Source organism: Xanthobacter pollutisoli, from assembly GCF_040044995.1.
Classification (GTDB): Bacteria; Pseudomonadota; Alphaproteobacteria; order Rhizobiales; family Xanthobacteraceae; genus Xanthobacter.
In genome coordinates this window covers 145,210-166,928 of sequence record NZ_JBDZDP010000005.1, presented here as the reverse complement: position 1 = coordinate 166,928, position 21,719 = coordinate 145,210, and the positions used below count along the sequence as shown (strand labels likewise).

18 protein-coding genes are annotated in these 21,719 nt (G+C 70.1%); 8 read left to right on the top strand and 10 right to left on the bottom strand.

From position 1 onward, the window contains the following. The first annotated feature begins 286 nt into the window (after nt 1-286). Genes ABLE93_RS13055 through ABLE93_RS13035 form a run of 5 tightly spaced genes read left to right on the top strand, consistent with a single transcriptional unit; the run spans nt 287 to nt 5,498 of the window. Nucleotides 287-1,615, top strand: a complete 1,329-nt coding sequence (locus ABLE93_RS13055; protein WP_348840248.1) for a formylmethanofuran dehydrogenase — start codon at nt 287-289, stop codon at nt 1,613-1,615. Then, nucleotides 1,612-3,261, top strand: a complete 1,650-nt coding sequence (locus ABLE93_RS13050; RefSeq protein ID WP_348840247.1) for a formylmethanofuran dehydrogenase subunit A — start codon at nt 1,612-1,614, stop codon at nt 3,259-3,261. The genes ABLE93_RS13055 and ABLE93_RS13050 overlap by 4 nt, the downstream gene beginning before the upstream one ends. 41 nt (nt 3,262-3,302) lie before the next feature. Next, nucleotides 3,303-4,226, top strand: a complete 924-nt coding sequence (gene fhcD / locus ABLE93_RS13045; protein ID WP_348840365.1) for a formylmethanofuran--tetrahydromethanopterin N-formyltransferase — start codon at nt 3,303-3,305, stop codon at nt 4,224-4,226. Beyond that, nucleotides 4,226-5,062, top strand: coding sequence for a formylmethanofuran dehydrogenase subunit C (locus ABLE93_RS13040; protein WP_348840246.1), 837 nt, complete (start codon nt 4,226-4,228; stop codon nt 5,060-5,062). The genes fhcD and ABLE93_RS13040 overlap by 1 nt, the downstream gene beginning before the upstream one ends. 43 nt (nt 5,063-5,105) lie before the next feature. Beyond that, the gene (locus ABLE93_RS13035; RefSeq protein WP_348840245.1) at nt 5,106-5,498 is read left to right on the top strand and encodes a c-type cytochrome; all 393 of its coding nucleotides are present in this window, start codon (nt 5,106-5,108) and stop codon (nt 5,496-5,498) included. Here the strand turns inward: ABLE93_RS13035 and ABLE93_RS13030 are convergent, their stop codons facing one another. The 5 genes from ABLE93_RS13030 to ABLE93_RS13010 all read right to left on the bottom strand — a co-directional run bounded on the left by ABLE93_RS13030 (nt 5,499) and on the right by ABLE93_RS13010 (nt 10,373). Further along, the gene (locus tag ABLE93_RS13030; RefSeq protein WP_348840243.1) at nt 5,499-6,527 is read right to left on the bottom strand and encodes a hydantoinase/oxoprolinase family protein; all 1,029 of its coding nucleotides are present in this window, start codon (nt 6,525-6,527) and stop codon (nt 5,499-5,501) included. Beyond that, nucleotides 6,527-7,456 carry an ATP-grasp domain-containing protein gene (locus ABLE93_RS13025; RefSeq protein WP_348840242.1) on the bottom strand — a complete coding sequence of 310 codons (930 nt, stop codon included), beginning with the start codon at nt 7,454-7,456 and terminating at the stop codon, nt 6,527-6,529. Before ABLE93_RS13025 ends, ABLE93_RS13030 begins: the two co-directional genes overlap by 1 nt. Before the next feature lie 35 nt (nt 7,457-7,491). Then, nucleotides 7,492-8,388, bottom strand: a complete 897-nt coding sequence (locus tag ABLE93_RS13020; RefSeq protein ID WP_348840241.1) for a RimK family alpha-L-glutamate ligase — start codon at nt 8,386-8,388, stop codon at nt 7,492-7,494. Between the two features lies 1 nt (nt 8,389). Beyond that, the gene (gene mch, locus ABLE93_RS13015) at nt 8,390-9,385 is read right to left on the bottom strand and encodes a methenyltetrahydromethanopterin cyclohydrolase (protein WP_348840240.1); all 996 of its coding nucleotides are present in this window, start codon (nt 9,383-9,385) and stop codon (nt 8,390-8,392) included. A gap of 94 nt (nt 9,386-9,479) precedes the next feature. Then, nucleotides 9,480-10,373 carry an NAD(P)-dependent methylenetetrahydromethanopterin dehydrogenase gene (locus ABLE93_RS13010; RefSeq protein WP_348840239.1) on the bottom strand — a complete coding sequence of 298 codons (894 nt, stop codon included), beginning with the start codon at nt 10,371-10,373 and terminating at the stop codon, nt 9,480-9,482. Nucleotides 10,374-11,288: 915 nt separating this feature from the next. Here ABLE93_RS13010 and ABLE93_RS13000 point away from each other — a divergent pair. Beyond that, complete coding sequence (locus ABLE93_RS13000; RefSeq protein ID WP_348840238.1) at nt 11,289-11,864, top strand: disulfide bond formation protein B; 576 nt, start codon at nt 11,289-11,291, stop codon at nt 11,862-11,864. A gap of 391 nt (nt 11,865-12,255) precedes the next feature. Further along, nucleotides 12,256-13,197 (top strand): DUF6662 family protein, encoded by a 942-nt coding sequence (locus tag ABLE93_RS12995; RefSeq protein WP_348840236.1) that lies wholly within the window; start codon nt 12,256-12,258, stop codon nt 13,195-13,197. A gap of 735 nt (nt 13,198-13,932) precedes the next feature. On the opposite strand, the gene aceB is transcribed toward ABLE93_RS12995, so the two are convergent. From aceB to ABLE93_RS12970, 5 genes are all read right to left on the bottom strand, one after another. Then, nucleotides 13,933-15,543, bottom strand: coding sequence for a malate synthase A (gene aceB / locus ABLE93_RS12990; RefSeq protein ID WP_348840234.1), 1,611 nt, complete (start codon nt 15,541-15,543; stop codon nt 13,933-13,935). Nucleotides 15,544-15,641: 98 nt separating this feature from the next. Then, nucleotides 15,642-16,277, bottom strand: coding sequence for a thiamine phosphate synthase (thiE, locus tag ABLE93_RS12985; protein ID WP_348840233.1), 636 nt, complete (start codon nt 16,275-16,277; stop codon nt 15,642-15,644). A gap of 172 nt (nt 16,278-16,449) precedes the next feature. Next, nucleotides 16,450-17,766: a glycolate oxidase subunit GlcF gene (gene glcF / locus ABLE93_RS12980; RefSeq protein WP_348840232.1), complete on the bottom strand. Its 1,317-nt coding sequence runs from the start codon at nt 17,764-17,766 to the stop codon at nt 16,450-16,452. A gap of 46 nt (nt 17,767-17,812) precedes the next feature. Further along, nucleotides 17,813-19,018 (bottom strand): glycolate oxidase subunit GlcE, encoded by a 1,206-nt coding sequence (gene glcE / locus ABLE93_RS12975; protein WP_348840231.1) that lies wholly within the window; start codon nt 19,016-19,018, stop codon nt 17,813-17,815. A gap of 35 nt (nt 19,019-19,053) precedes the next feature. Next, complete coding sequence (locus ABLE93_RS12970; RefSeq protein WP_348840230.1) at nt 19,054-20,562, bottom strand: FAD-linked oxidase C-terminal domain-containing protein; 1,509 nt, start codon at nt 20,560-20,562, stop codon at nt 19,054-19,056. 156 nt (nt 20,563-20,718) lie between these two features. On the opposite strand from ABLE93_RS12970, the gene ABLE93_RS12965 reads away from it, so the two are divergent. Beyond that, complete coding sequence (locus ABLE93_RS12965; protein ID WP_510183018.1) at nt 20,719-21,666, top strand: LysR family transcriptional regulator; 948 nt, start codon at nt 20,719-20,721, stop codon at nt 21,664-21,666. Nucleotides 21,667-21,719: the final 53 nt, after the last annotated feature.

The window sequence follows — 21,719 nt, the reverse complement described above, 5'->3', positions numbered from 1 at the left end:
GCCGCTCGCATTCGCCGCACAAGTCACGGGTTTTCTGCCCGGTTGGGCTGTGCTAGCTTCACCGTCAAGAACAGACGCATGGCGCACGGATTTTCCGAAGCGCACTGCAACGACAAGCGGGCAACCGCCGCGGCGTCTTGATCGGGCATATCAACCCCCAAGGCAAAGCCATGGCCAGTTACCGCCGCTGTGTATTCCTCATCCATTCCGTGCATTTGCGGGCCGCATCCGGCGCGTCGCGTGCGTCTGGCGCCGTGCCCGCGTCGATCGCGCGCGGTTGATCGCCATGGCATCGGGTGAACCGAACGCCGCCGATGCCCCGCGCATCGTGCGCGATGTGGTCTGCGGCTTCTGCGGCCTCGGCTGCGACGATCTGGAGGTCGCCGTCACCGGCCGCGCCATCGTCCCGCGCAAGGCCTGCGCCGAGGCGGCCCGGCTTCTGGCGCGCAGCGATGCGCCGCCGCCGTCGCCGCGGGTGAACGGGGCGCCGGCGAGCCTCGCCGAAGCAGCTGCCGCCGCCGCCGGCCATCTCGCCGCCGCGCGCGCCGCCGTCATCTCCGGCCTCGGCGCGGACCTCGACGGCCTCAGGCGCCTGTTCGACATCGCCATGGCAGCGGGCGCGAGCCTCGACCACGCCGCGTCCGCCGGCCTCTTCGCCAATCTGGAGCGCCTCGCCCGCCGCGGCTGGATCGCCGCCACCCTCGCCGAGGTGCGCAACCGCTGCGACCTGCTGGTGATCTTCGGCGAGGACCCCACCCGCTCCTACAGCCGCCTGTTCGAGCGCGCGCTGCCGGCGGCCCGCGCCGTGGACGGCCAGTCCGCGGATGGGATCGCCGCCCCGCTGTTCGCCCCCGACGGCCGGCGGGTTGTGATGATCGGCGAGACGTTCTCCGCCGCCGCGCGCAGCGCGCTTTCCGGTCACGCCCTCACCGAGATCGCGGTGCCCGCCGACCAGGTCGCCACCGCTGCCGCCCTGCTCTCCGCCGCTTTGGCGGATCGCGATGTGGGCGCCGTGTCCGGCCTTCCCGAGGATGCCGTCGCGGCCATCGTGACGCTGGCGGGCGAGATGAAGGCGGCCCGCTACGGGGTCCTGTGCTGGAACGCCGCAACCCTGCCGCCGGAGGATGCCGCGGCGGTGGCCGGCGCGGCGGCGGAGGCGGTGGACCGGCTGTCCGTGACCACCCGCGCCGCGGTGTTTCCCCTCGGCGGGCAGGACAATGTGACGGGCGCCCACCAGCTCGCCCTGTGGCGCTTCGGCTATCCCCTGCGCACCGTCGTGGGGGCGGGGATGGCGCGCCACGTGCCGGAGCTCTATGCCACGGCGGCGGCGCTGAAGGACGGCGACCTGCTGCTGCACGCCAGCGCCTTCCGCCCGACGCCGCCGCCGGACTTCGCCGGAGGGCCGGTGATCGCGCTCGCCCATCCCGACACGGTCTTCGCGCGCGAGCCGGACGTGTTCATTCCCGTGGGCACCCCCGGCGTCGACCATGCGGGGCATGTCTTCCGCATGGATTCCGTGGTCTGCCTGCCGCTCTCGGCCCTGCGCCCGGCGGAGCTGCCGGGCGTCGCCGAGGCCGCCTCCGCCATCCTCTCCCATCTGGGGAGGGCGGCATGAGGGTGCGCATCACCGGCGGTCGCGTGTTCGACCCGAAGAACGGCATCATCGACCAGGTGCGCGACGTGCTGCTGGAGGACGGCCGCATCATCGCCGACGCGCCCCCGGCGGCCGGCGAGGAGGTGGTGAGCGCGGCGGGCTGCATCGTGCTCGCCGGCGGCATCGATTTGCACAGCCACATCGCCGGCGGCAAGGTCAACCTCGGCCGCCTGCTGATGAACGAGGACCGCGCGCTCTTTCCCGAGCCGTTCGGCGATTTCTGCGGCTGCGGCGGCGGACGGGCGGCGCCCACCACCCACGCCACCGGCTGCCGCTATTCGCAGATGGGCTACACGGCGGTGTTCGAGCCGGCCGTTGTGGGGGCGAACGCGCGCCACGCCCATCTGGAGATGGCCGACATCCCCAATATCGACACCGGCGGCTTCCTGGTGCTGGGCAATGACGATTTCCTGCTGAACCTCATCGCCAAGGGCGAGGGCCAGCAGGCGATCAACGATTATGTCGCCTGGATGCTCAAGGCCAGCCAGTGCTGCGCCATCAAGATCGTCAATCCCGGCGGCATCAACGCCTTCAAGTTCAACGCCCGCGCCCTCGACCTCGACGAGGTCGGACCGTTCTACGGCCTCACTCCGCGGCGCATCCTCAACACGCTGCAGCGCGCGGTCTCCGAGCTGGGCGTGCCGCACCCCATCCACCTGCACGGCTGCAATCTCGGGGTGCCGGGAAACGTCAGGACGACGCTGGCCACCATCGGCGCGAGCGAGGGCTTCCCGCTCCATCTCACCCACATCCAGTTCCACTCCTACGGCACGGAGGGCGACCGCCACTTCTCCTCCGGCGCCGCCGAGATCGCCGAGGCGGTGAACGCCAATCCGCACATTTCGGTGGACGTGGGCCAGATCATGTTCGGCCAGACGGTGACGGCCTCCGCCGACCTCATGTCGCAATACCGCAACCACGGCATCGCCGACCCCAAGAAATGGATCGGCATGGACATCGAGATGGATGCGGCCTGCGGGGTGGTGCCGTTCAACTATCGCGACACCTCCTTCGTCAACGCGCTGCAATGGGCCATCGGGCTGGAGCTGTTCCTGCTCATCGAGGATCCCTGGCGGGTCTACCTCACCACCGACCATCCCAACGGCGGCCCCTTCACCTCCTATCCGCACCTCATCCGCCTGCTGATGGACAAGCCGTTCCGCGACGACCATCTGGGCCGCATCCACAAGGCGGCGCGCGCCCACACGCGGCTCGCCGGCATCGCCCGCGAATACACGCTGGAGGAGATCGCCGTCGTCACCCGCGCCGCCCCCGCCCGCACGCTGGGGCTGAAGGACCGCGGCCACCTCGGGCCGGGCGCCCGGGCCGACGTGGTGCTCTACGAGGAGCAGGCCGACCGCGAGGCCATGTTCGCCGCCCCCCGCATGGTGCTGAAGGACGGCAAGGTGGTGGTGGTCAACGGCGAGGTGGTGGCGCTGACGGAGGGTCGCACCTATGCGGTCCATCCTCCCTCCGACCCGCTCATGGACAAGAGGCTGCAACGCTGGTTCGACGAGGCGGTGGGGATGAAGTCCAGCCACTACCAGATCGCCGACGGCGAGATCCGCGGCGGCCAGGGCCCCGAGATCGTGGAGCTGGACCCATGAATGCGGGAACCGGCAGCGCGGCGGCACCGGCCGCCGAACCGATGATCCTCAACGGCGTCGAGATCCGCGACAGCTTCGCCGAGGCCTTCCCCATGGCGGGCACGCGGCTCGTCATCACCGCCGATACGGCGCGCTGGGCGCACACCGCCGCCGCCAGCCTGACCGGGTTCGCCACCTCGGTCATCGGCTGCGGCTGCGAGGCCGCCATCGAGCGCGAGCTGCCCGCCGCCGAGACTCCGGACGGGCGCCCCGGCTATGCCGTGCTCATCTTCGCCATGTCCCTCAAGGATCTGAAGAAGGTGGTGCCGCTCCGGGCCGGCCAGTGCGTGCTCACCTCACCCACCTCGGCCTGCTATTCCGGACTGGACGGGGGCGCCGCCATCCCGCTGGGGCGGGCCCTGCGCTATTTCGGCGACGGCCACCAGATCTCGAAAAACCTGGGCGGCCGGCGCATTTGGCGCGTGCCGGTGATGGAAGGCGAGTTCGTCTGCGACGAGATCGTCGGCTCCACCACGCAGGCGGTGGGCGGCGGCAATTTCCTCATCCTCGCGCGCTCGCGCCCGGCGGCGCTGGCGGCGGCCGAGGCGGCGGTGGAGGCGATGGCCAAGGTGCCCGGCGCCATCATGCCGTTTCCCGGCGGGGTGGTGCGATCGGGCTCCAAGGTGGGCTCGAAATATGCCGGCCTGATCGCCTCCTCCAACGATGCCTATTGCCCGACCCTGCGCGGCGTCGCGGCGAGCGCCCTGCCGCCGGAGGTGGAAAGCGTGCTGGAAATCGTCATCGACGGCCTGACCGAGGCGGATGTGGCCGCCAGCATGCGGGCGGGCATCACCGCCGTGTGCGGCCTCGGCGCCGCCACGGGCGTGGTTGCGGTGGATGCCGGCAATTACGGCGGCAATCTCGGCCCGTTCCATTTCAAGCTGCGCGCGCTCATGGCGCCGCAGGCGGACGGGGGGGCGCGGTGATGAGCGCTCCACCCGACAGCGCGATGGGGGCGACGGGAGTGCGCCTGACGCTCCGCGCGCCGCTCGACGCCCGCGTCGACGCCTCGTCGCTCTCGCCGGCGGCGCTGGCCGGCCTGCGCCCGGCGGCGGTGGCGGCCCTCACCCTGCCCTGGGGCGCCGGCATCGCGCCGGTGGGCGAGCTGTTCGATGTGTCTGCTTCCGACGGGCCCGGTCTTGTCCTCTCCGGCGACCCGCGCCTCGATTTCGTCGGCGCGGGGCTCGCCGAGGGTGAGATCATCGTTGAGGGGCCGGCGGGGGTTTGCGCCGGTGCCGGCATGAGCGGGGGACGCCTCGTCATCGCCGGCGACGCAGGCGACAGCCTCGCCGCCGGCATGAGCGGCGGCCGCATCGAGGTGGCGGGCAGGGCCGGCGACGGGGTGGGCGGCGCCCGGCCCGGCGAGCGGCAGGGCATGAGCGGCGGCACGGTTGCCATCGCCGGGTCGGCGGGAGCGGGCCTCGGCGCGCGGCTGCGCGGCGGACTGATCCTCGTGGGGGGCGATGTCGGACCGCGGGCGGCGGACGGTCTCGTCGCCGGGACCCTTGCGGTGGCCGGGCGCCTCGGCCCCGGTGCCGGGCGGGGCATGAAGCGTGGCACCCTCATTCTGGCTGCCGCGGCCGACTCCCTCGCGCCCGGCTTCGTCGATGCGGGACCGCAGGATTTCATCATGCTCCAGCTCCTCGGCCGCCGGGTGCCCGAGCTCGGAGCGCTGTTCGGTAGCCGGCTCACCGGGCGCGCCCTGCGCCTTGTCGGCAACCGGCTGGCCGGCGGCGAGGGGGAAATCCTCGTCCTTCAATAGCTCCTTTGCAATCCAAGGCACTGAAAAGAAAGAGGAACGCTCGATGCGCGTGATGTTTGCTTCCGCTGTCCTGCTCGCTGCCATGACGGGCGCCGCCTTTGCCGAGCCCGATGTGGCCAAGGGCGAGATCGCCTTCAAGAAGTGCATGGCCTGCCACGCCGTCGGCCCCGATGCCAAGGTGAAGGTCGGACCGCCGCTCAACGGCATCGTCGGCGCCAAGTGGGCGCATTTCGACGGCTATGCCTATTCCGCCGACATCAAGGACGGCGGCGCCGCCGGCAAGATGTGGGATGCGGCGACCCTCGACGCTTACATCGCCAACCCCAAGGCGCTGGCGCCCAAGGGCAAGATGGCCTTCGCCGGCATCAAGAGCGACGACGAGCGCAAGGACCTCATCGCCTTCCTCGCCCAGTTCAAGGCCGACGGAAGCAAGTGATTATTGCCGGCTAACCAATGCCAGGCGCGCCACCGCCACGGCGGGGGCGCAGTCGGCGGCGGCGGTGGCCAGCTCCGCCGTGCCAGCCAGCACGAGGCCGGCATCCCGGTAGGGCCGACCGACCCGTTCAGCAAGTCGCGCTACGAGGAAGCGCCCGACGCCGGCGCCCAGCAGAGGCGCGTCTAGCGGCAGGGCGTTGGCCGACAGCACCTGGGCTAACGCCAGATGAAGCCGGTGGAGCTGCACCTCCGCCGCGATCGCGGCAAGGGCTTGTGCCGCCCCCAGTGTCGCCGGCCTGAGATCCGCCGCAACCATGCGCAACAACCTGCGAGCGCTGGATTCCATGGTTTTTGGCCCGCCGTCTGCGGTGGGATGGAGATCGGCGCCATCGGGCAGCTGGCCGGTGAGGCGATAGACGTCGGCGGTGGTGGCGAAATGCTCCGCCATCAGCGGCACCATCCGCCCGCCGAACGGCAGGTGCGAGGCCAAGGCCATCACCGGCGTTCGCACCGCGCCGCTATAGACCAGCTCCCCGCTTTCCAACCGCTCGGCATCTGAATAGCCGCGACATCTTATTTGTGCGCCGGCAAAACAAATGATGTCAGTTGTCGTCGAGCCGATGTCGACCAGTGCGCCGCTCCCGCATTCCGCCGCAAGCGCCGCGGCTGTGGCGTGCCAGTTGGCCGACGCGATCCCGGATGCATTTCCGGCCGCATCGGCCGCCGTCACGAATCCATCTGGGCCGGCATATAGCGCGAGGCAGGCGCCGAGCCGCTCGGCCAGGGCCGCCGCCAGCCCGGCGACGCCGGTGGCGCGGTCCGGCCACAAATCGGTGAGTTCGCCGGTCATGGTGGCGACGTGCCGGCCTTCGGCCGCGGGCATCTGCGCCATGGCCTCGTCCAGCCGGTCGAGCCCCTGCCACAAAGGGCAGGCGGCCATATGGACGCTCAGCAGGCGCCCATCGGCCGACAGCACGGCGCGCTTGAGATGGGCGCCGCCCACGTCCCAGCCGATGATCGTCCCGTCCATCACGCCACCGCCGCCGCGGCGACGGCCCCGCCGGCGAAGTCCGGCAGCAAGGTCGCCGCATTGAAGCCCAGCACGCTGCTGAGCTGGGCGTAAGCCGTGGTGAGGCGCGGGTTGACCTCCACCACCACCGGCCCCTCCGTGGTGAGGATGATATCGATGCCGAACAGGCCCTCGAGGCCGGGAAAGACGGCCGCCACCTGCCGCGCCAAGGCGGCGAGGCTGCCGTCCGGGTCGGATCGCGCGCCCACCGTGAGCCCGTCGAGGTGGAAGGTGCCGTCGCGCACGGCCATGTGCTGGCGGTTGACGGCGAGCAGCCGCGTGCCGTCCGCCGTGGCGATCGCGGTGAGGCTCGCCGCCTCCCCTGCCACATAGGGCTGGATCACCAGGCCCACCACCGGCTCCGGCGTCGCCGGGGCGCCGGCCGGCCACAGGCGGGTGTCGGTGCAGCCGGCGCCATCGTCCGGCTTGGTCACGCACGCGCCTTCCATCGGCGGCGCGTCGGCGAGGGGGAAGGTCGGGATGTGCGGCAGGCCGGCGACGGCGAGGCGGCGGGCGGTCTCGCGCTTGGACGTGGCGGCGAGGATTGCGGCGGGGCTGGAGGCGAGCACGCGCGCACCGCTCTCTCCCAGCATGCGCACCAGATCCGCGAGCACGCCGCCGGTCTCCGGCGCCACCGGCCAGACCAGGTCGCACCCGGTCGCCAGCGCGCGCCACAGGGCCAGGGCGTCCGTCGCGGGGCCGACGGGAAGGGCGCCGGCGAGGGGTAGGCGGTCGTCGCAGGTGGTGACGATCTCGGGCGGGGTCGGCAGGGCCGCCAGATCGCGCAGCATGGCGTCGCGGATGAGGACGGCTTCGGCCGCTAGGCTCGGCGGCAGCGCCTCGCCGCGCATGCCGCCGCCGGTGACATATTCCAGCACCAAGACGCGCATGGGCCCTTCCCGCTCTTCCGCCGCGCCGCCCGGCCTCAGGCCGCCACCGGATGGGCGACGAGGTGGTCGGCGAGCGGCTCGGCCATGTTGCGGCCGGTGGCGTCGAACAGGCCGCGCCACGCCGGCATGGAATTCACCTCTAGCACCTTAAGGGCGCCTTCGGCGTCGCAGATGAGATCGACGCCGGCATAGGCTGCGCCCACCGCCGCGGCGGCCCGCACCGCCAGATCGGCGAGTGGGCCCTCGGCGGCCACGGCGACGCCGGTGGCGCCCTGATGGATGTTGGTGATCCAGCTCGTGCCCCGGCGCACCATGGCGGCCTCCGCCCGGCCGCCAACCACGAACACGCGGTAATCCTCATGGGTGCCTGCGGGCGCGGCCCGCGGCGGGGCGGCGACGAAATCCTGCAGATAATAGACCCCGCCCACCGCTTCCGGCGCGGGCACCTCGCCCCGGGGCGGAATGCGTTGCAGCCCGCGCCCCTGGGCGCCGAACAGCGGTTTGAGAACGCTGTCGCCGGGCGCCTGCGAAACCAATAGGCGGGCGGTGGCGGCATCTTCCAGAACCAGGGTGCGCGGCGTCGGCAGGCCGGCGCGGGCGAGCAGGAAGGTGGTGGCGCTCTTGTCCACGCAGCGCTCGATGGCGCGGGCGTCGTTCATCACGCCGACGCCCAGCTCGCGCAGCGCATGCAGCACGCCGAGACGGTGCGTCACCTGCTCCAGCGTCCCCGCCGGCAGCGAGCGCACGAAGCAGGCGTCCGGCAGATCGTCGGCGAAGCCGGGCAGCAGCAGGCCGTGCGCGGTCTCTCCCACGGCGAAGCCGCAGGCCTTGAGCGACACCACCTTCGGCTTGCAGCCGCGCGCCTTGAGGGCGGCGAGGAGCGAGCGGGTGTGCCAGTCCACCCGCTCGGCAAACAGGACGACGCCGGCCACCTCAGCCGCCGAACGAACGGGAGATGAGATTGGCGTCAAAGCCGCCGGCGGTGAAGCTGCGGCCATGGTCCAGGGCGGTCACGGTCACCCGCGCCGGCGAGAACAGCAGCGGGTCCACCTTGTAGAAGTCGCAGTCGTAGCCCGCGAAGATCTCGGCGAAGGGCCGCCCATAGTCGCGCGAGGCGAGGGAAGGCAGGCGCTTCGCCAGATCCTCCGCCGCATCGGCCGACCCGCGCACGAAGAGGTGCACGTCGCCGCCGTAGAGCACCGCATCGTTGGTGCGGCCCATGGCGGTGAGGAAATCCGGCGAGGGCGGTGCCACCGGGGCGGAACCGATGGCGTCCACGATGTCCGCCAGCGGGAAATGGATGGCGTGGGCCTTGTGCAGCGCCACTTCCACCACCCGCGCCACGATCTGCACCGAACCGGCGAGGGAGGAGGTGGGCGTGAGGATGAGGATGATGGCGGAAGCATCGACGCCGCAGCGCAGGGCGATCTCGTCCACCACCGCATCGGGCGGCGCCACGCCGGTCTCCAGCACCAGCACAACCTGCTCGCCGGCGTCGCGCACGCCGAGCTCGGCGAACAGCGGCTCCACCGCCGCCATGGCCCGGCCGGGGCCGGAGCCGAGGGCGAAGAAGTCGCCGGAGGACAGGCTCCACCCCGCATACTGGCTGGCGAGGCATGCCGTGACCGGATCGGTGGTGGACACGCTCACCAGCGTCTCCCACGGGGTGAAGCGCCCACCCGGTACCAGGCCGACATGGCCGAGGCCGCCAAGGCAGATCTCGGCGATGCGGCGGCCCGCCTCCAGCCCGCCCGGCATGGCGATGCCGGCATCCACGATGCGCGCGCCGCGCGCGCCGCGGCTGACCGCGAGGCGGAGCATGGCGGCGTCGGCGACGAGCGCCTCCACCAGCGGCGCGACGGTGCGGGAGAGACTGAGGGGGCCGGCTTCAGGATCGGAGCGGACGGCAACGGGCTGGGGCTGGGTCATGGCCGCACCTCGCAGGGCAGGCAGGGGCCGACGGTCCCCGCGCGGCGGGCGCGGGGCCGGGCGGGGAGGAGGTCTCTCGGTGTCATCACGGCGCCTATGCGTCCAGTGTGCGGGCGAGCTCGAAGACCACGGGAAGGTCGATGAACAGCGGCGTGGTGGTCTCGCACATGCGCTTCAGCAAGGTGTGCTGCACCGCATATTTCAGATTGCCGATGGCGAGGGCGCCGATGCCCGTGCCATGGGGCAGCACCGCCGCCGCGTCATGGGCGCCGATGCCGGCGATGCCGGCGGGCGGCACGGCATTGACGTCGGCGGCCACGATGAGCTGGGTCGCGGCCTCGAGATGGGCCTGCGAGAGGATCTGCACCCCGGCCTTGCCGGCGGCGAGGATCACCTCGGCCTGCGGCACCAGCGCGGCCTTTTCCGCGTCCGACGCGGCGGCCGCGCAGGCCACCTCCTGGCCGAAGCGGCTCTTGATGTCGCGCGCCTTCTCCTCCACCGCGGCGATGTCGCGATGGCTGACCAGGGTCACCTGCGCCCCCGCGCCGGCGGCGATGGCCGCGGCCACCGAGCCCACCACGCCGGTGGCGCCGTAGATCTGCACCCTGGCGCCCTTGAGGCCCTCGGGCCGCACCTTCACCAGCGCCTGCTCCACCTTGGCGATCATGGCCGCCGCCGTGGTGAAGGAGCCGGCGGGATCGGGAAAGATGGAGATCTCGAACGGCGGGAAGATGGAGGACTTCGCCTCGGCTGCCATGTCGAAGGCGAGGGCGGCATCCTTGCCGCCGATGAACAGGCCGGTGCGCGGCGCCGCCTGGGGCGCGCGGGAGAACATCATGTCCTGCGTCAGGTCGCGCACCTCTTCGAGCTTCACCCGCGAATACTGGGCGATGCTGCCATAGCCGGCGTCGACGGCCATGTTCACGTCGAAGGGGCTCACATGCGCGAGCGGCGTGATGATGTGGAGAATTGGGGCGGATTCCGCCATGGGTCAGCTCCGTGCCAAGGGAAACATTAGCGGGTGGCTTCGCCCGGATCCCTCCGAACGCCGCGGTTGTTTCCCCGCACGCAGTCAAGTGGCGGGATTCTTTAATCAACTGACATGAGCGCGCAAGCCCCGCCGAGGTCGCGGCGGGAGAAAACGTTGCTGCAGCGCGGTATATCGGGCGATCGCATCTTCGCAAGCCTTGCCGGCGAGGCGCCAAAGCCTGAGCGTATCAGGATTGATGCGACGCATCTCAAAGCCCACCGCACCGCGGCGAGCCGCGTGAAAAAAGGCCGTGCCTCGTCGTATCGGGGCCCCCAGAGGCGGCCTGAACTCCAAGCTCCCGACGGTCTGCGACGAGAAGAGCTGGCCGGTCGCCATGGAACTCAGCTCCGGGCTCAGTCAAGCAATGATCCGATGCAACGCCTCAAGGAGCGCCGAGAAGATATAGGCTAATCGCGCTTCGCTCGCACTCGCCAGCGCGCGCTCATTTGCCAGATCGCCGGGATTGTCGGCGCAGGTGATGACGAACGGGTGGTTCTGCCTGCCAGAGCAACGGCAAGTCGGGTCACGGGGCTTCCATCGCAGGTCCATGTCCAGCGCAGCCGCATCCGACGTCTGAGACGGAACGGCGCCAGACAGGTCGTCGCAGTATTCATCTTGCTCGAATCCATCTGCACGACCTAAAATGCTCGTCAGTTCATCTCACCGAATCAGCTGCGGAAACACGCCCAAAAAGCGAGGTTCCAAGATGTTCATGGGTTTTATCCCTTTCCTTGCAGCTTTATTCGGGGCAGCATTGTCTCTGCGCAATCAATACTACGCCCGCATAGCTTGGTATTTTACAATATTGCTAATGATAATCTGGGGATTTTTTCACGGCTCATTCCATCTGGAGTTGCTCTCAACCTTCGGAGCATGGTGATGCGGCTCTCTAGGACATTCGATGTGGTTGCGCTTGCGGGAGTTTGCGGAACTCTCGTGTTGGCGTTTTACTATCAACTGGTTCTGGGAGAGCTCCCCTGCGCGTTGTGCAATCTTCAACGTTTGGCTTTCATCATTTTCGGGGGAGGTTTACTCCTCAACATCCGCTATGGGAGCAACCCTTGGAACTATGTGATGAGCGCCGTTGCGGCGCTGGTCGGTAGCCTGATCTCGCTGCTTCAGATGTTCGTCCACGCCCCACCCGGCACCCCGCCGACCGGCGCAGCCTTTCTGTGGCTGCATATGTACGACTGGGGTTATATCGCGCTGACGGCCGCGGTATTTTATTCGCTCTTCAGCCTCGCCTATCTCGCAAACGCCTTTATGCACGGCAAAGGCGAGGAGGCCGCGGGGCCGCCGAAGGGTGCCGCGATGGTCACCATGCTCTTCGTCATCCTGATCAGTGCCGCATTGGTGTCGGCATTTCTGGAGAATGGATTCGAGCCGTTCAAAAGCGGCGGACAGATCCACTACAAGATGCTCTATGACGGCGATGTCATGAAGCCATGATCAAGCCGCCGTAAACAGCGCCCAATAGATCAGCATTGGAGCGGCGCGCCAGAACCGTCCAGGCTTGTCATGCCCGTGGCGGCGTACCGGCCCTGGGGCCTACGGTGTTGAAAGACTGGCGCCGCATCGCCACCCGCTGGGATCGAAGCACCCACACATTCGTCTCTGCCATCTGCATCTCAGCCGCCACATCGTCCGGCTCCGATCAATGGCCCTCAGCCTCGCGCGGAGGGGAATTTTCCCGTGCCGATTGCCGGATGTGGCAGTACAGCCACAGTCTTTGACGTTCGCCGCGAAAGCCCTGACTTTAAAGAATAATAAGAATTACCGCGATTGACCCCGGCGAGCTCTCGCCGGTACCAAATTAGAGGTACTGGCGGGGGTGGGAACGATGAATCGGAATTCGAGGGGTCACTGCGGCAGGCTCGCGCTCGCGGCACTGGTCGCCGCTCTGCCGCTGCTTTCGCCCGCGCTCGCCCGTGCCGACGATGACGACGACGCCCCCAAGGGCCCCGGCGCCGTGGCAGAGGAAGAGAGCATCGAAACCGAGAACATCTTCGGCTTCACCCTCGGCACCGACACCGGCGAGAAGGGCGAGAAGGAGGTTTCCTTCACCCTCGACGGCCGCTTCGGCCGGCTCGGCGGCTCCTATGCCGCCTACACTGGCGAGGCCGAGTTCGAATACGCCGTCACCGATGATTTCAAGGTGGCCGTCGGCGCCGCCCTCAACGCCTTCGACATCTCCCGCGTGCCCGGCTTCGACGACGTGAGCGGCGGCGGCTTCGGCGGCGCCTTCTTCGAGCTGAAGTACCGCTTTCTCGACCGCAAGACCTCGCCCTTCGGCCTGTCGCTCTCCGTCGAGCCGGAATGGGCGCGCTACGACGAGGCAAGCGGCGAGCGCGGCACCGCCTACGGCATCGAGTTCCGCCTCGCCGCCGACTGGGAATTGTCCAAGGACTTCCTCTTCGCCGCGGTCAATCTCGTCTATGCGCCGGAGTGGGAGCGCGAGACCGAGGACTTCATCACCTCCTGGTCGGCCGGCTCGGGACTTGAACTTTCGGGCGCAGTCACCGCGCAGGTGTTCAAGGACATCTTCATCGGCGGCGAGGTGCGCTATCTCGCAGCCTACGAGGGCGCGAGCTTCGGCGACCGGCAGGGCTGGGCGGTCTATCTCGGCCCGTCCATCTACGCCCAGGTGACCGAGAATTTCTTCGTCAAGGCAACGTGGTCGTTCCAGGTGGCGGGCCAGGCCGACCTGCCGTGGAACTCCAACCTCGACCTCGTGAACTTCGACCGCAACCAGGGCCGCCTCCAGGTGGGCTTCAGCTTCTGAGGCTGGGGCCGGGAGGGCTGCGGCCCGGCCCGCTTACCTGCGCGCGTCCTTTGCCCTCACAATCGTCGCCCTCCGGCTTGACCGGAGGGCCCATGCCTCGACCGGGCACTGCGAAAAACGGAGAGATGGGTGCTCCGGTCAAGCCGGAGCACGACGGCGCGGATGGGGGGAACGCGGACTTGCTCCTCCCACCGCCGCCCTCCGGCTTGACCGGAGGGCCCGTGCCTCGAACCGGGAGCTGCGCACAACGGGGAGATGGGTGCTCCGGTCAAGCCGGCGCACGACGGCAATGGGGGCCGCGCGCGTCCTTTGATACCCACAATCGTCGCCCTCCGGCTTGACCGGAGGGCCCATGCCTCGACCGGGAGCTGCCGTGGAAGACCCGGAGCGGTACGGCTCCCTCTCCCCGCGGGGAGAGGGCCGGGGTGAGGGGCGCCGCCGCCGTTTTCTCGAGCGGGCTTTCGGCCCCCGAGATCCCTTCCCCCTCACCCTGACCCTCTCCCCGCCGGGGAGAGGGGAGCGACGGCTTGCCCATACCTGCACACACCGCGCGGCCCGTGCCTTGGCCGAGCGGTGTGTGCAAAGGAGAGATGGGTGCTCCGGTCAAGCCGGAGCACAACGGCTCAGGGGCGGCGGCGGGCAAGAGCCTGCACCGCCCCACGGTCCCGCAGCAGCACGGCTGCCCCCACGCCAACCCTCTCCCGCAGAGGAGGGGGCGGCGCGGCGGGAGGCGCCTCAGGCGATGAGGCGGTAGGCCGGCAGGGTCAGGAACTCCTCGAAGCTGTCGGCCAGCGACATGTCCGAGAACAGCTTGATGGCCTCCGGGAAGCGACCGGCATCATAGAGTTCCGGCCCCAGCACCGAGCGCAGATTGGCCATCTCGTCGTCCAGCAGCGTGCGGAACAGCTCGGCCGTCACCACCCGCCCGTCGTCCAGCGTCGCGCCGAGGTGGATCCACTGCCACACCTGGGCGCGGGAGATCTCGGCGGTGGCCGCATCCTCCATCAGGTTGTAGAGCGGCACCGCGCCACGGCCGCGCAGCCACGCCTCGATATATTGCACGCCGACGCGGATGTTCTCCCGAAGGCCCGCCTCGGTGCGCGCGCCCTGGTGCACCTCCAGGAGGTCGTCGCGGCTGACGGTGACGTCGGCGCGCGCCACGTCGCGCTGGTTGGCGGCGGGCATCAGGCGGTCGAACACCTCCTGCGCCACCGGCACGAGATCGGGATGGGCGACCCAGGTGCCGTCGCAACCGGAGGAGGCCTCGCGCTCCTTGTCGGCCTTCACCTTGGCGAACGCGGCGGCGTTGGCGGCCGGATCGCCCTTCACCGGGATCTGCGCCGCCATGCCGCCCATGGCGAAGGCGTTGCGGCGGTGGCAGGTCTTCACCAGCAGCGCGCCATAGGCCTTCAGGAAGGCCTCGCTCATCACCATGCGGGCGCGGTCTGGGGTAAGAAAGCGGTCGTTCTTCCCGAGCCGCTTGATGAAGGAGAAGATGTAGTCCCAGCGGCCGATGTTGAGCCCGGCCATGTGGTCCTTCAGCTCGTAGAGGATCTCGTCCATCTCGAACACGGCCGGGAGGGTCTCGATCAGCACCGTGGCCTTGATGGTGCCGTGGGCGAGGCCGAGTGCCTTCTCGGTGTAGCTGAACACGTCGTTCCACAGCCGCGCCTCGAGATGGCTCTCGGTCTTCGGCAGGTAGAAATAGGGGCCGGAGCCCTGGGCCAGCGCCGCCTTGGCGTTATGGAAGGCGTAGAGGCCGAAGTCGAACAGCGCGCCGGAGGCCTCCTCGCCGTCGATCAGCACATGGGCTTCCGGCAGGTGCCAGCCGCGCGGACGGATGATGAGCACTGCCGGATTGCGCCCGAGCTTGTAGGACTTGCCGTTGCCGGCATCGACGAAGTCGATGGCGCCGGCCCAGCGGTCCTTCAGGTTGATCTGGCCCTCGATCATGTTGGCCCACACCGGCGAGGACGCATCCTCGAAGTCCGCCATGAACACCTTCGCGCCGGAGTTCAGCGCGTTGACGATCATCTTGCGGTCCACCGGCCCGGTGATCTCGACGCGGCGGTCGAGGAGGTCAGCCGGCAGGTCGGCGATGGTCCAGTCGCCCGCGCGCACCGCTTGCGTCTCGGGCAGGAAGTCCGGCAGCGTGCCGGCGTCAAACGCCGCCTGGCGCTCGGTGCGGCGGTCCAGCAGGGCCTTGCGGGTGGGGTTGAAGGCGCGCTGCAGGTCGGCGACGAAGGCGAGCGCGTCGGGGGTGAGGATCTCGTCGAAGCGGGGGCCGAGGGCGCCGGTGACCTCGATGCCAGCCGCGGATGCGGTCTTCAAAGCGGGGGACGACATGATGTCGGTTCTCCTCTGGGCATGGACTGCAACGCGTGGCGTCGCTGCAGGTCGGAACCGTCCGCCGGCCGTGGCAGCCTGCGGACGGGATGGGGGCGTCAGCGCGCGGCCGTGACGGCAGCTTTCAGCGCGCGGGCGGCGTCTTCAGGGTCGGGGGCGGCGCAGATGGCGGACACCACCGCCACCCCGTCTGCCCCGGCGCGGATCACGTCGGCGGCGAGGGCGCGGTCGATGCCGCCGATGCCGACGATGGGAAGGCGGGTCAGCGCCCGCACGGCCGCGAGGCCGGCGGTGCCGATGGCGGCGCCGGCGTCGGCCTTGGTGCCGGTGGCCGTCACCGGCCCGACGCCGAGATAATCGACGCCGGCAAGGTCGGAGGCGGCGAACTCGGCGGGTGTGCCCACCGAGAGGCCGAGGATGCGGTCGGGGCCGAGCAGGGCGCGGGCATCGGCCGGCGCCATATCGTCCTGGCCGAGATGCACGCCGTCGGCATCCGCCGCCACCGCCACGTCCACCCGATCGTTGACGATGAGGGGGATGCCGAGGGGTTTGAGCAGCGCCTTGAGGGCGCGGGCCTGCTCCACCAGCGCGCGGCCGTGGGCCTCGGGATCGCGCAGCTGGACGAGGGTGGCGCCGCCCTTCACCGCCGCCGCGACGGTCGCCACCAGGCCCCGCGCCGCGACGAGGCGGGGGTCGGTGACGAGGTAGAGGGTCAGGTCGAAGGCGCGGGCCATGGTGCACTCGGATACGAGGACCGGCGCGCGGCGGCGCGGCCGGGAATGGCTGCTGCTCTATCGCAATGCGGCGCTGCGCGAAACGTCGCATCCGACGAAGGTCTATTGACCATCCCGCACATGGGTCTTTGCCCCCAGGGCAAGAATGGGCCGATGCGACGCCGTCCCCGGCTCAGGCCGCGCGGGCCGCACCGGCGAGCGCGGCCGGGGCGGGACCGCCGGTGGCCCAGTCCAGAAGCTCCACCGTATGGACCACGGGAATGCCGGTGCCCGAGCCGATCTGGGTCATGCAGCCGATATTGCCTGCGGCGATCACGTCGGGCCTGAGCGCCTCCAGAGTCGCCACCTTGCGGTCCCTGAGCTGGCCCGCCAGCTCGCTCTGCAGCATGTTGTAGGTGCCGGCCGAGCCGCAGCACAGATGCGGGTCGAACGGCTCCGTCACCTCGAAGCCGGCGCGGCGCAACAGCTCCACCGGCTGGGTCTTCACCTTCTGGCCGTGCTGGAGCGAGCAGGCGGAATGATAGGCGACGCGCCGGCCCATGGGCCGCTCCGCCTTCGGCAGCTCCAGCGTCATGGCGAACTCGCTGATGTCGCGGGCAATGGCCGAGACCCGCGCCGCCTTTTCGGCATAGGCCGGATCGAGGCGCAGCATGTGGCCATAATCCTTGATGGGCGTGCCGCAGCCCGAGGTGGTGACGAGGATGGCGTCGAGCCCCGGTCCGTCCATCTCGCGGATCCAGGCGTCCACATTGGTGCGGGCGAAGGTGAGCGCCTCCTCCTCGCGGCCCATGTGGTGCACCAGGGCGCCGCAGCAGCCCTCGCCTTCCACCCGCACCACCTCCACCCCCGAGCGGGTGAGGAGGCGCACCGCCGCCGCATCGATGCCGGGGTTCAGCACCGGCTGGGCGCAGCCCTTCAGCAGCGCCACGCGGGCGCGGCGCGGCCCCTGCGCGGGAAACACGCCGCGGTCATAGGCGTCGCGGCCATGGGGCAGGCCGCCGGATAGGCGCAGCATGGCGGCGAGCGGCTTCATCCCTGGCACCTTGGCGAAGAGCCCGGCGAACGGCTTGCCCGCCATCGCGCCCATAAGGGCGAGGCGGAAGCGGTCGGGATAGGGCAGCACCTTCGCCAGCAGGGCGCGGATGGCCCGGTCGGCGGGCGGGCGCGAATAGGTCTTCTCGATATGGACGCGGGCGGTGTCCACGAGGTGCATGTAGTTCACGCCCGAGGGGCAGGTGGACATGCAGGAGAGGCAGGAGAGGCAGCGGTCGATGTGCTTGACCTCCTCCTGCGTCGCCGGCCGGTCGTTCTCCAGCATGTCCTTGATGAGGTAGATGCGCCCGCGCGGCGAATCGAGCTCGTCGCCCAGCAGCACGTAGGTGGGACAGGTGGCGGTGCAGAATCCGCAATGCACGCACTTGCGCAGGATGGCGTTGGCATCCGCCACGTGCGGGTCGGCGAGCTGGGCGAGGGAGAAGGTGGTCTGCATGGTCGCTCAGCCCTGGCGGCGGATCGAAGGGGACAAAGGGGTCATCTCACATCCCCGCATGCATGCGGCCGGGATTGAGGACGAGGCCGGGATCGAAGCTCTCCTTCACCCGCTTCGTCAGCGCCGCCAGCGCCCCCTCCAGGGGCTGGAAGACAGCCGAGCGTGCCCGCTCGGCGGCGGTGGCGCGGATCAGGGTGGCGTGGCCGCCGTGGGGCGCGAGCGCCGTGCGCACGACCTCGGCATGGGCGGCCTCGCCGGGCAGGCACAGCCAGATCAGGCCGCCGGCCCAGTCGCAATAGGCCTCTCCGCCGAGATCGGCGGTGAGGCGGGCGGCGAGTTCCGGGCCGGCCTTGGGCGGGGTGGAGATGCGCCACACGGCGCGCGTGCCGAGACCACAGAAGGGCGCGACATCGCGCAGCGCCTGCCACAAGGCGCGGGACGGGTCGGTGGCCAGCACGTCGCCGGCAGGACCCAGAATGTCCAGCAGCATGGCGCGGCGGGCCGTCACCGAGGGCGCGACGCCCTCCATGCGCAGCGCCACCACGGCGCGGGCCCCAGCGAGGCCAGGCAGGCGCGCCGCCACGCCTTCCGGCAGGAAGGCGGCGCCGGACACTTCGCAGGACGAGCCCATGGCGGCAGACAGTGCGGCCGCCGCGGCGGCGGGCGAGGCCACGGGGGCCACCAGCGTCTCCTCCATGGGCGGGCGCGGCAGCACCTTCAGGGTGATCTCGGTGGCGATGCACAGCGTGCCGAAGGCGCCGGCCATCAGGCGGGGCAGGTCGTAGCCGGTAACGTTCTTCACCACCCTTCCGCCGGACTTGAACGGTTCGCCGCGCCCCGACACGCCCTTGAGGCCGAGGGCGTGGTCGCGCACCGCGCCGTGGCTGATGCGGCGCGGGCCGGAAATATTGACGGCGAACATGCCGCCCACCGTGCCGGCGGCGGCGGCCCCGCCCAGCAGGGGGCCGAGATCCACCGGCTCGAAGGCGAGCATCTGGCCGCTGGCCGCGAGCATCTCCTCCACGTCCGCGCGGGGCGTCGCGGCGCGCGCCGAGAGCACCAGCTCCTCCGGCTCGTAGAGGGTGACGCCGGAGAGGGCGGACAGGTCGAGGGTGAGGTCGGTCTGGCTCGGCCGGCCGAGGGCCTGCATGGTGCCGCGGCCGCGCACGTCCAGCGTCTTGCCGGCGGCGAGGGCGGCGCGGACGGCCTCGGCGACCTCCTGTTCGTCGCGCGCTGCGATGATGTCGCTCATCGGTGAAAGCCTCGGTGCGAGGAAGGGCGCGGCTTCTAGAAGCGCGGCAGGTCGGGGAAGGGCAGGGCGCCGCCCGACACGTGCATGCGGCCGAACTCGGCGCAGCGGTGGAGCGTCGGGAACACCTTGCCGGGATTGAGCAGGCTCTTGTCGTCGAAGGCGCATTTGAGGCGGAGCTGCTGGTCGAGGTCCACCTCGTTGAACATGGTGGGCATCAGGTCGCGCTTCTCCACGCCCACCCCGTGCTCGCCGGTGAGCACGCCGCCCACCTCCACGCACAGGCGCAGGATGTCGGCGCCGAACGATTCCGCCTTGTGCAGCTCGGCTGGGGCGTTGGCGTCATAAAGGATGAGCGGGTGCAGATTGCCGTCGCCGGCATGGAACACGTTGGCGACGCGCAGGCCATATTCGGCCGACAATTCCCGCATGCGGGCCAGCACGAAGGGCAGCTGGCGGCGCGGGATGGTGCCGTCCATGCACAGATAGTCCGGCGAGAGGCGCCCCACCGCCGGGAAAGCGGCCTTGCGCCCCGCCCAGAAGCCGAGCCGCTCCGCCTCGCTGGTGGAGACGCGCAGCGTTACCGAATTGCAGGCCTCGGCGATGCGCGTCACCTCCTCCAGCAGATGGGCGCATTCCGCCTCCGGCCCGTCCAGCTCGACGATGAGCAGCGCCTCCACGTCGAGCGGGTAGCCGACGTTCACGAAGGCCTCGGCGGCAGCGATGGCGTCGCGGTCCATCATCTCGATGGCGGCGGGGATGATCCCGGCGCCGATGATCCGCGCCACGCATTCCCCCGCATCCTCGGAGGTGGGGAAGCCCACCAGCAGCGCACGGGCGGTGTCCGGCTTCTTCAGGAGGCGCACGGTGACTTCCGTCACCACGCCCAGCAGCCCCTCCGAGCCGATGACCACCGACAGGAGGTCGAGTCCGCCGGCGTCGAGATGCTTGCCGCCCAGCCGCACCACCTCGCCGGTGATGAGCACCATCTCGACCCCCAGCACGTTGTTGGTGGTCAGCCCGTATTTGAGGCAGTGCACGCCGCCGGAATTCTCCCCCACGTTGCCGCCGATGGTGCAGGCGATCTGCGAGGAAGGGTCGGGCGCGTAATAGAAGCCGAGATGGTCCACCGCCTTGGAGATGCCGAGGTTGGTGACGCCCGGCTGCACCACGGCGGCCCGGTTGGCGGTGTCGATGTCGAGGATGCGGTTGAACTTGCCAAGGCCCAGCAGCACGCCATCCTCAAGCGGCAGCGCGCCGCCCGAGAGGGAGGTGCCGGCGCCGCGGGGCACCACGCGGATCTCGTTGTCGTAGCAATATTTCAGCACGGCGGAGACCTGCGCCGTGGTGCTCGGCAGCACCACCACCAGCGGCAGCTGGCGATAGGCGGTCACGCCATCGGATTCATAGGGGCGCATCTCCCGTTCGTGGGCGATGACGCCTTCGCCGGGCACGATGGCCCTGAGGGCGGCGATGATCTCGTCCCGGCGGGCGAGGACCCGCGCGTCCGCTTCCGGCAGCCTGAGGCCCGGAGCCGTTCCCGTCATGTCGGCGTCCCTTGAAGCACCTGTTCTTGTTGGAGCGACTATAATCGGTTCATCGGGAAAAAACGTCGCGGATTGTTTCCCTCGTGGATAAAGTCGCCTCCGCGATCCAAAACAATCCCGCCGGCAGGCCGGCGGTCACGGGAGACGGGCCGGCGGATGATCGGCAATCTGGGCGATCTGGAGATTTTCGCGCGCATCGTCACCGCCGGCAGCCTGTCCGCCGCCGGCCGGGAGATGGGGCTGTCGCCGCCGGTGGTGTCGAAGCGGGTGCAGCGGCTGGAGGAGCGCCTCGGGGCGCGGCTGTTCCAGCGCACCACGCGCAAGGTCACGCTCACCGAGGCGGGGCAGGGCTTCTACGAGCGGGTGGTGGCCATCCTCGCCTCCATCGAGGAGGCGGAGAGCCAGCTGGCGCGGAAGTCCTCCGAGGCGCGCGGCCTGCTTCGGGTCTCTGCCCCCACCTCCTTCGGCCGGCTCCACATCGCGCCCCACCTGCTGCCGCTGATGGCGGTCAATCCTGACCTCACCATCGACCTTGAGCTGTCCGATTCCTTCGTGGACATCGTGGGCGAGGGCTTCGACGTGGCCGTGCGCATCGCCGACCTCGACGATTCGAGCCTGGTGGCCCGGCGCCTCGCCCCGGTGCACCGGGTGCTGTGCGCCACCCCCGCCTATCTCGCCCGCGCCGGCGCGCCGGGGCACATCTCCGAACTCTCCTCCCATGTCCTGCTGGCCACCCACGGGCAGGACCCGTGGCGGCTGGAGGGGCCGGAGGGGCAGGTAACGCTGCGGGTGCATTCCCAGCTGCGGACCAATTCCAACGAGGTGGTGCGCGAAGCGGTGCTGGCCTCCGTCGGCATCGCGCTGCGCTCCACCTGGGACGTGGGGCCGGAACTGCGCTCGGGGGCGCTCACTGTGGTGCTGCCGCGCTGGCGCGCCTCGCACCGGGTCGGCCTGTTCGCGGTCTATCCGAGCCGGCGCTTCCTGCCGCAGAAGGTGCGGGTGTTCATCGACCACCTCGCGGCCCTCTATGGCCAGGGCCACGGCGGGGTGCCGCCCTGGGACGAGGGCCTCTCCCATCTGCTGGAGGCGGAGGCCGCGGCCTAAGGTATTCGGCCAGTGCAGCCTTGCCGCCAGCGCAAGCCTGGGCGGCGAGCTGT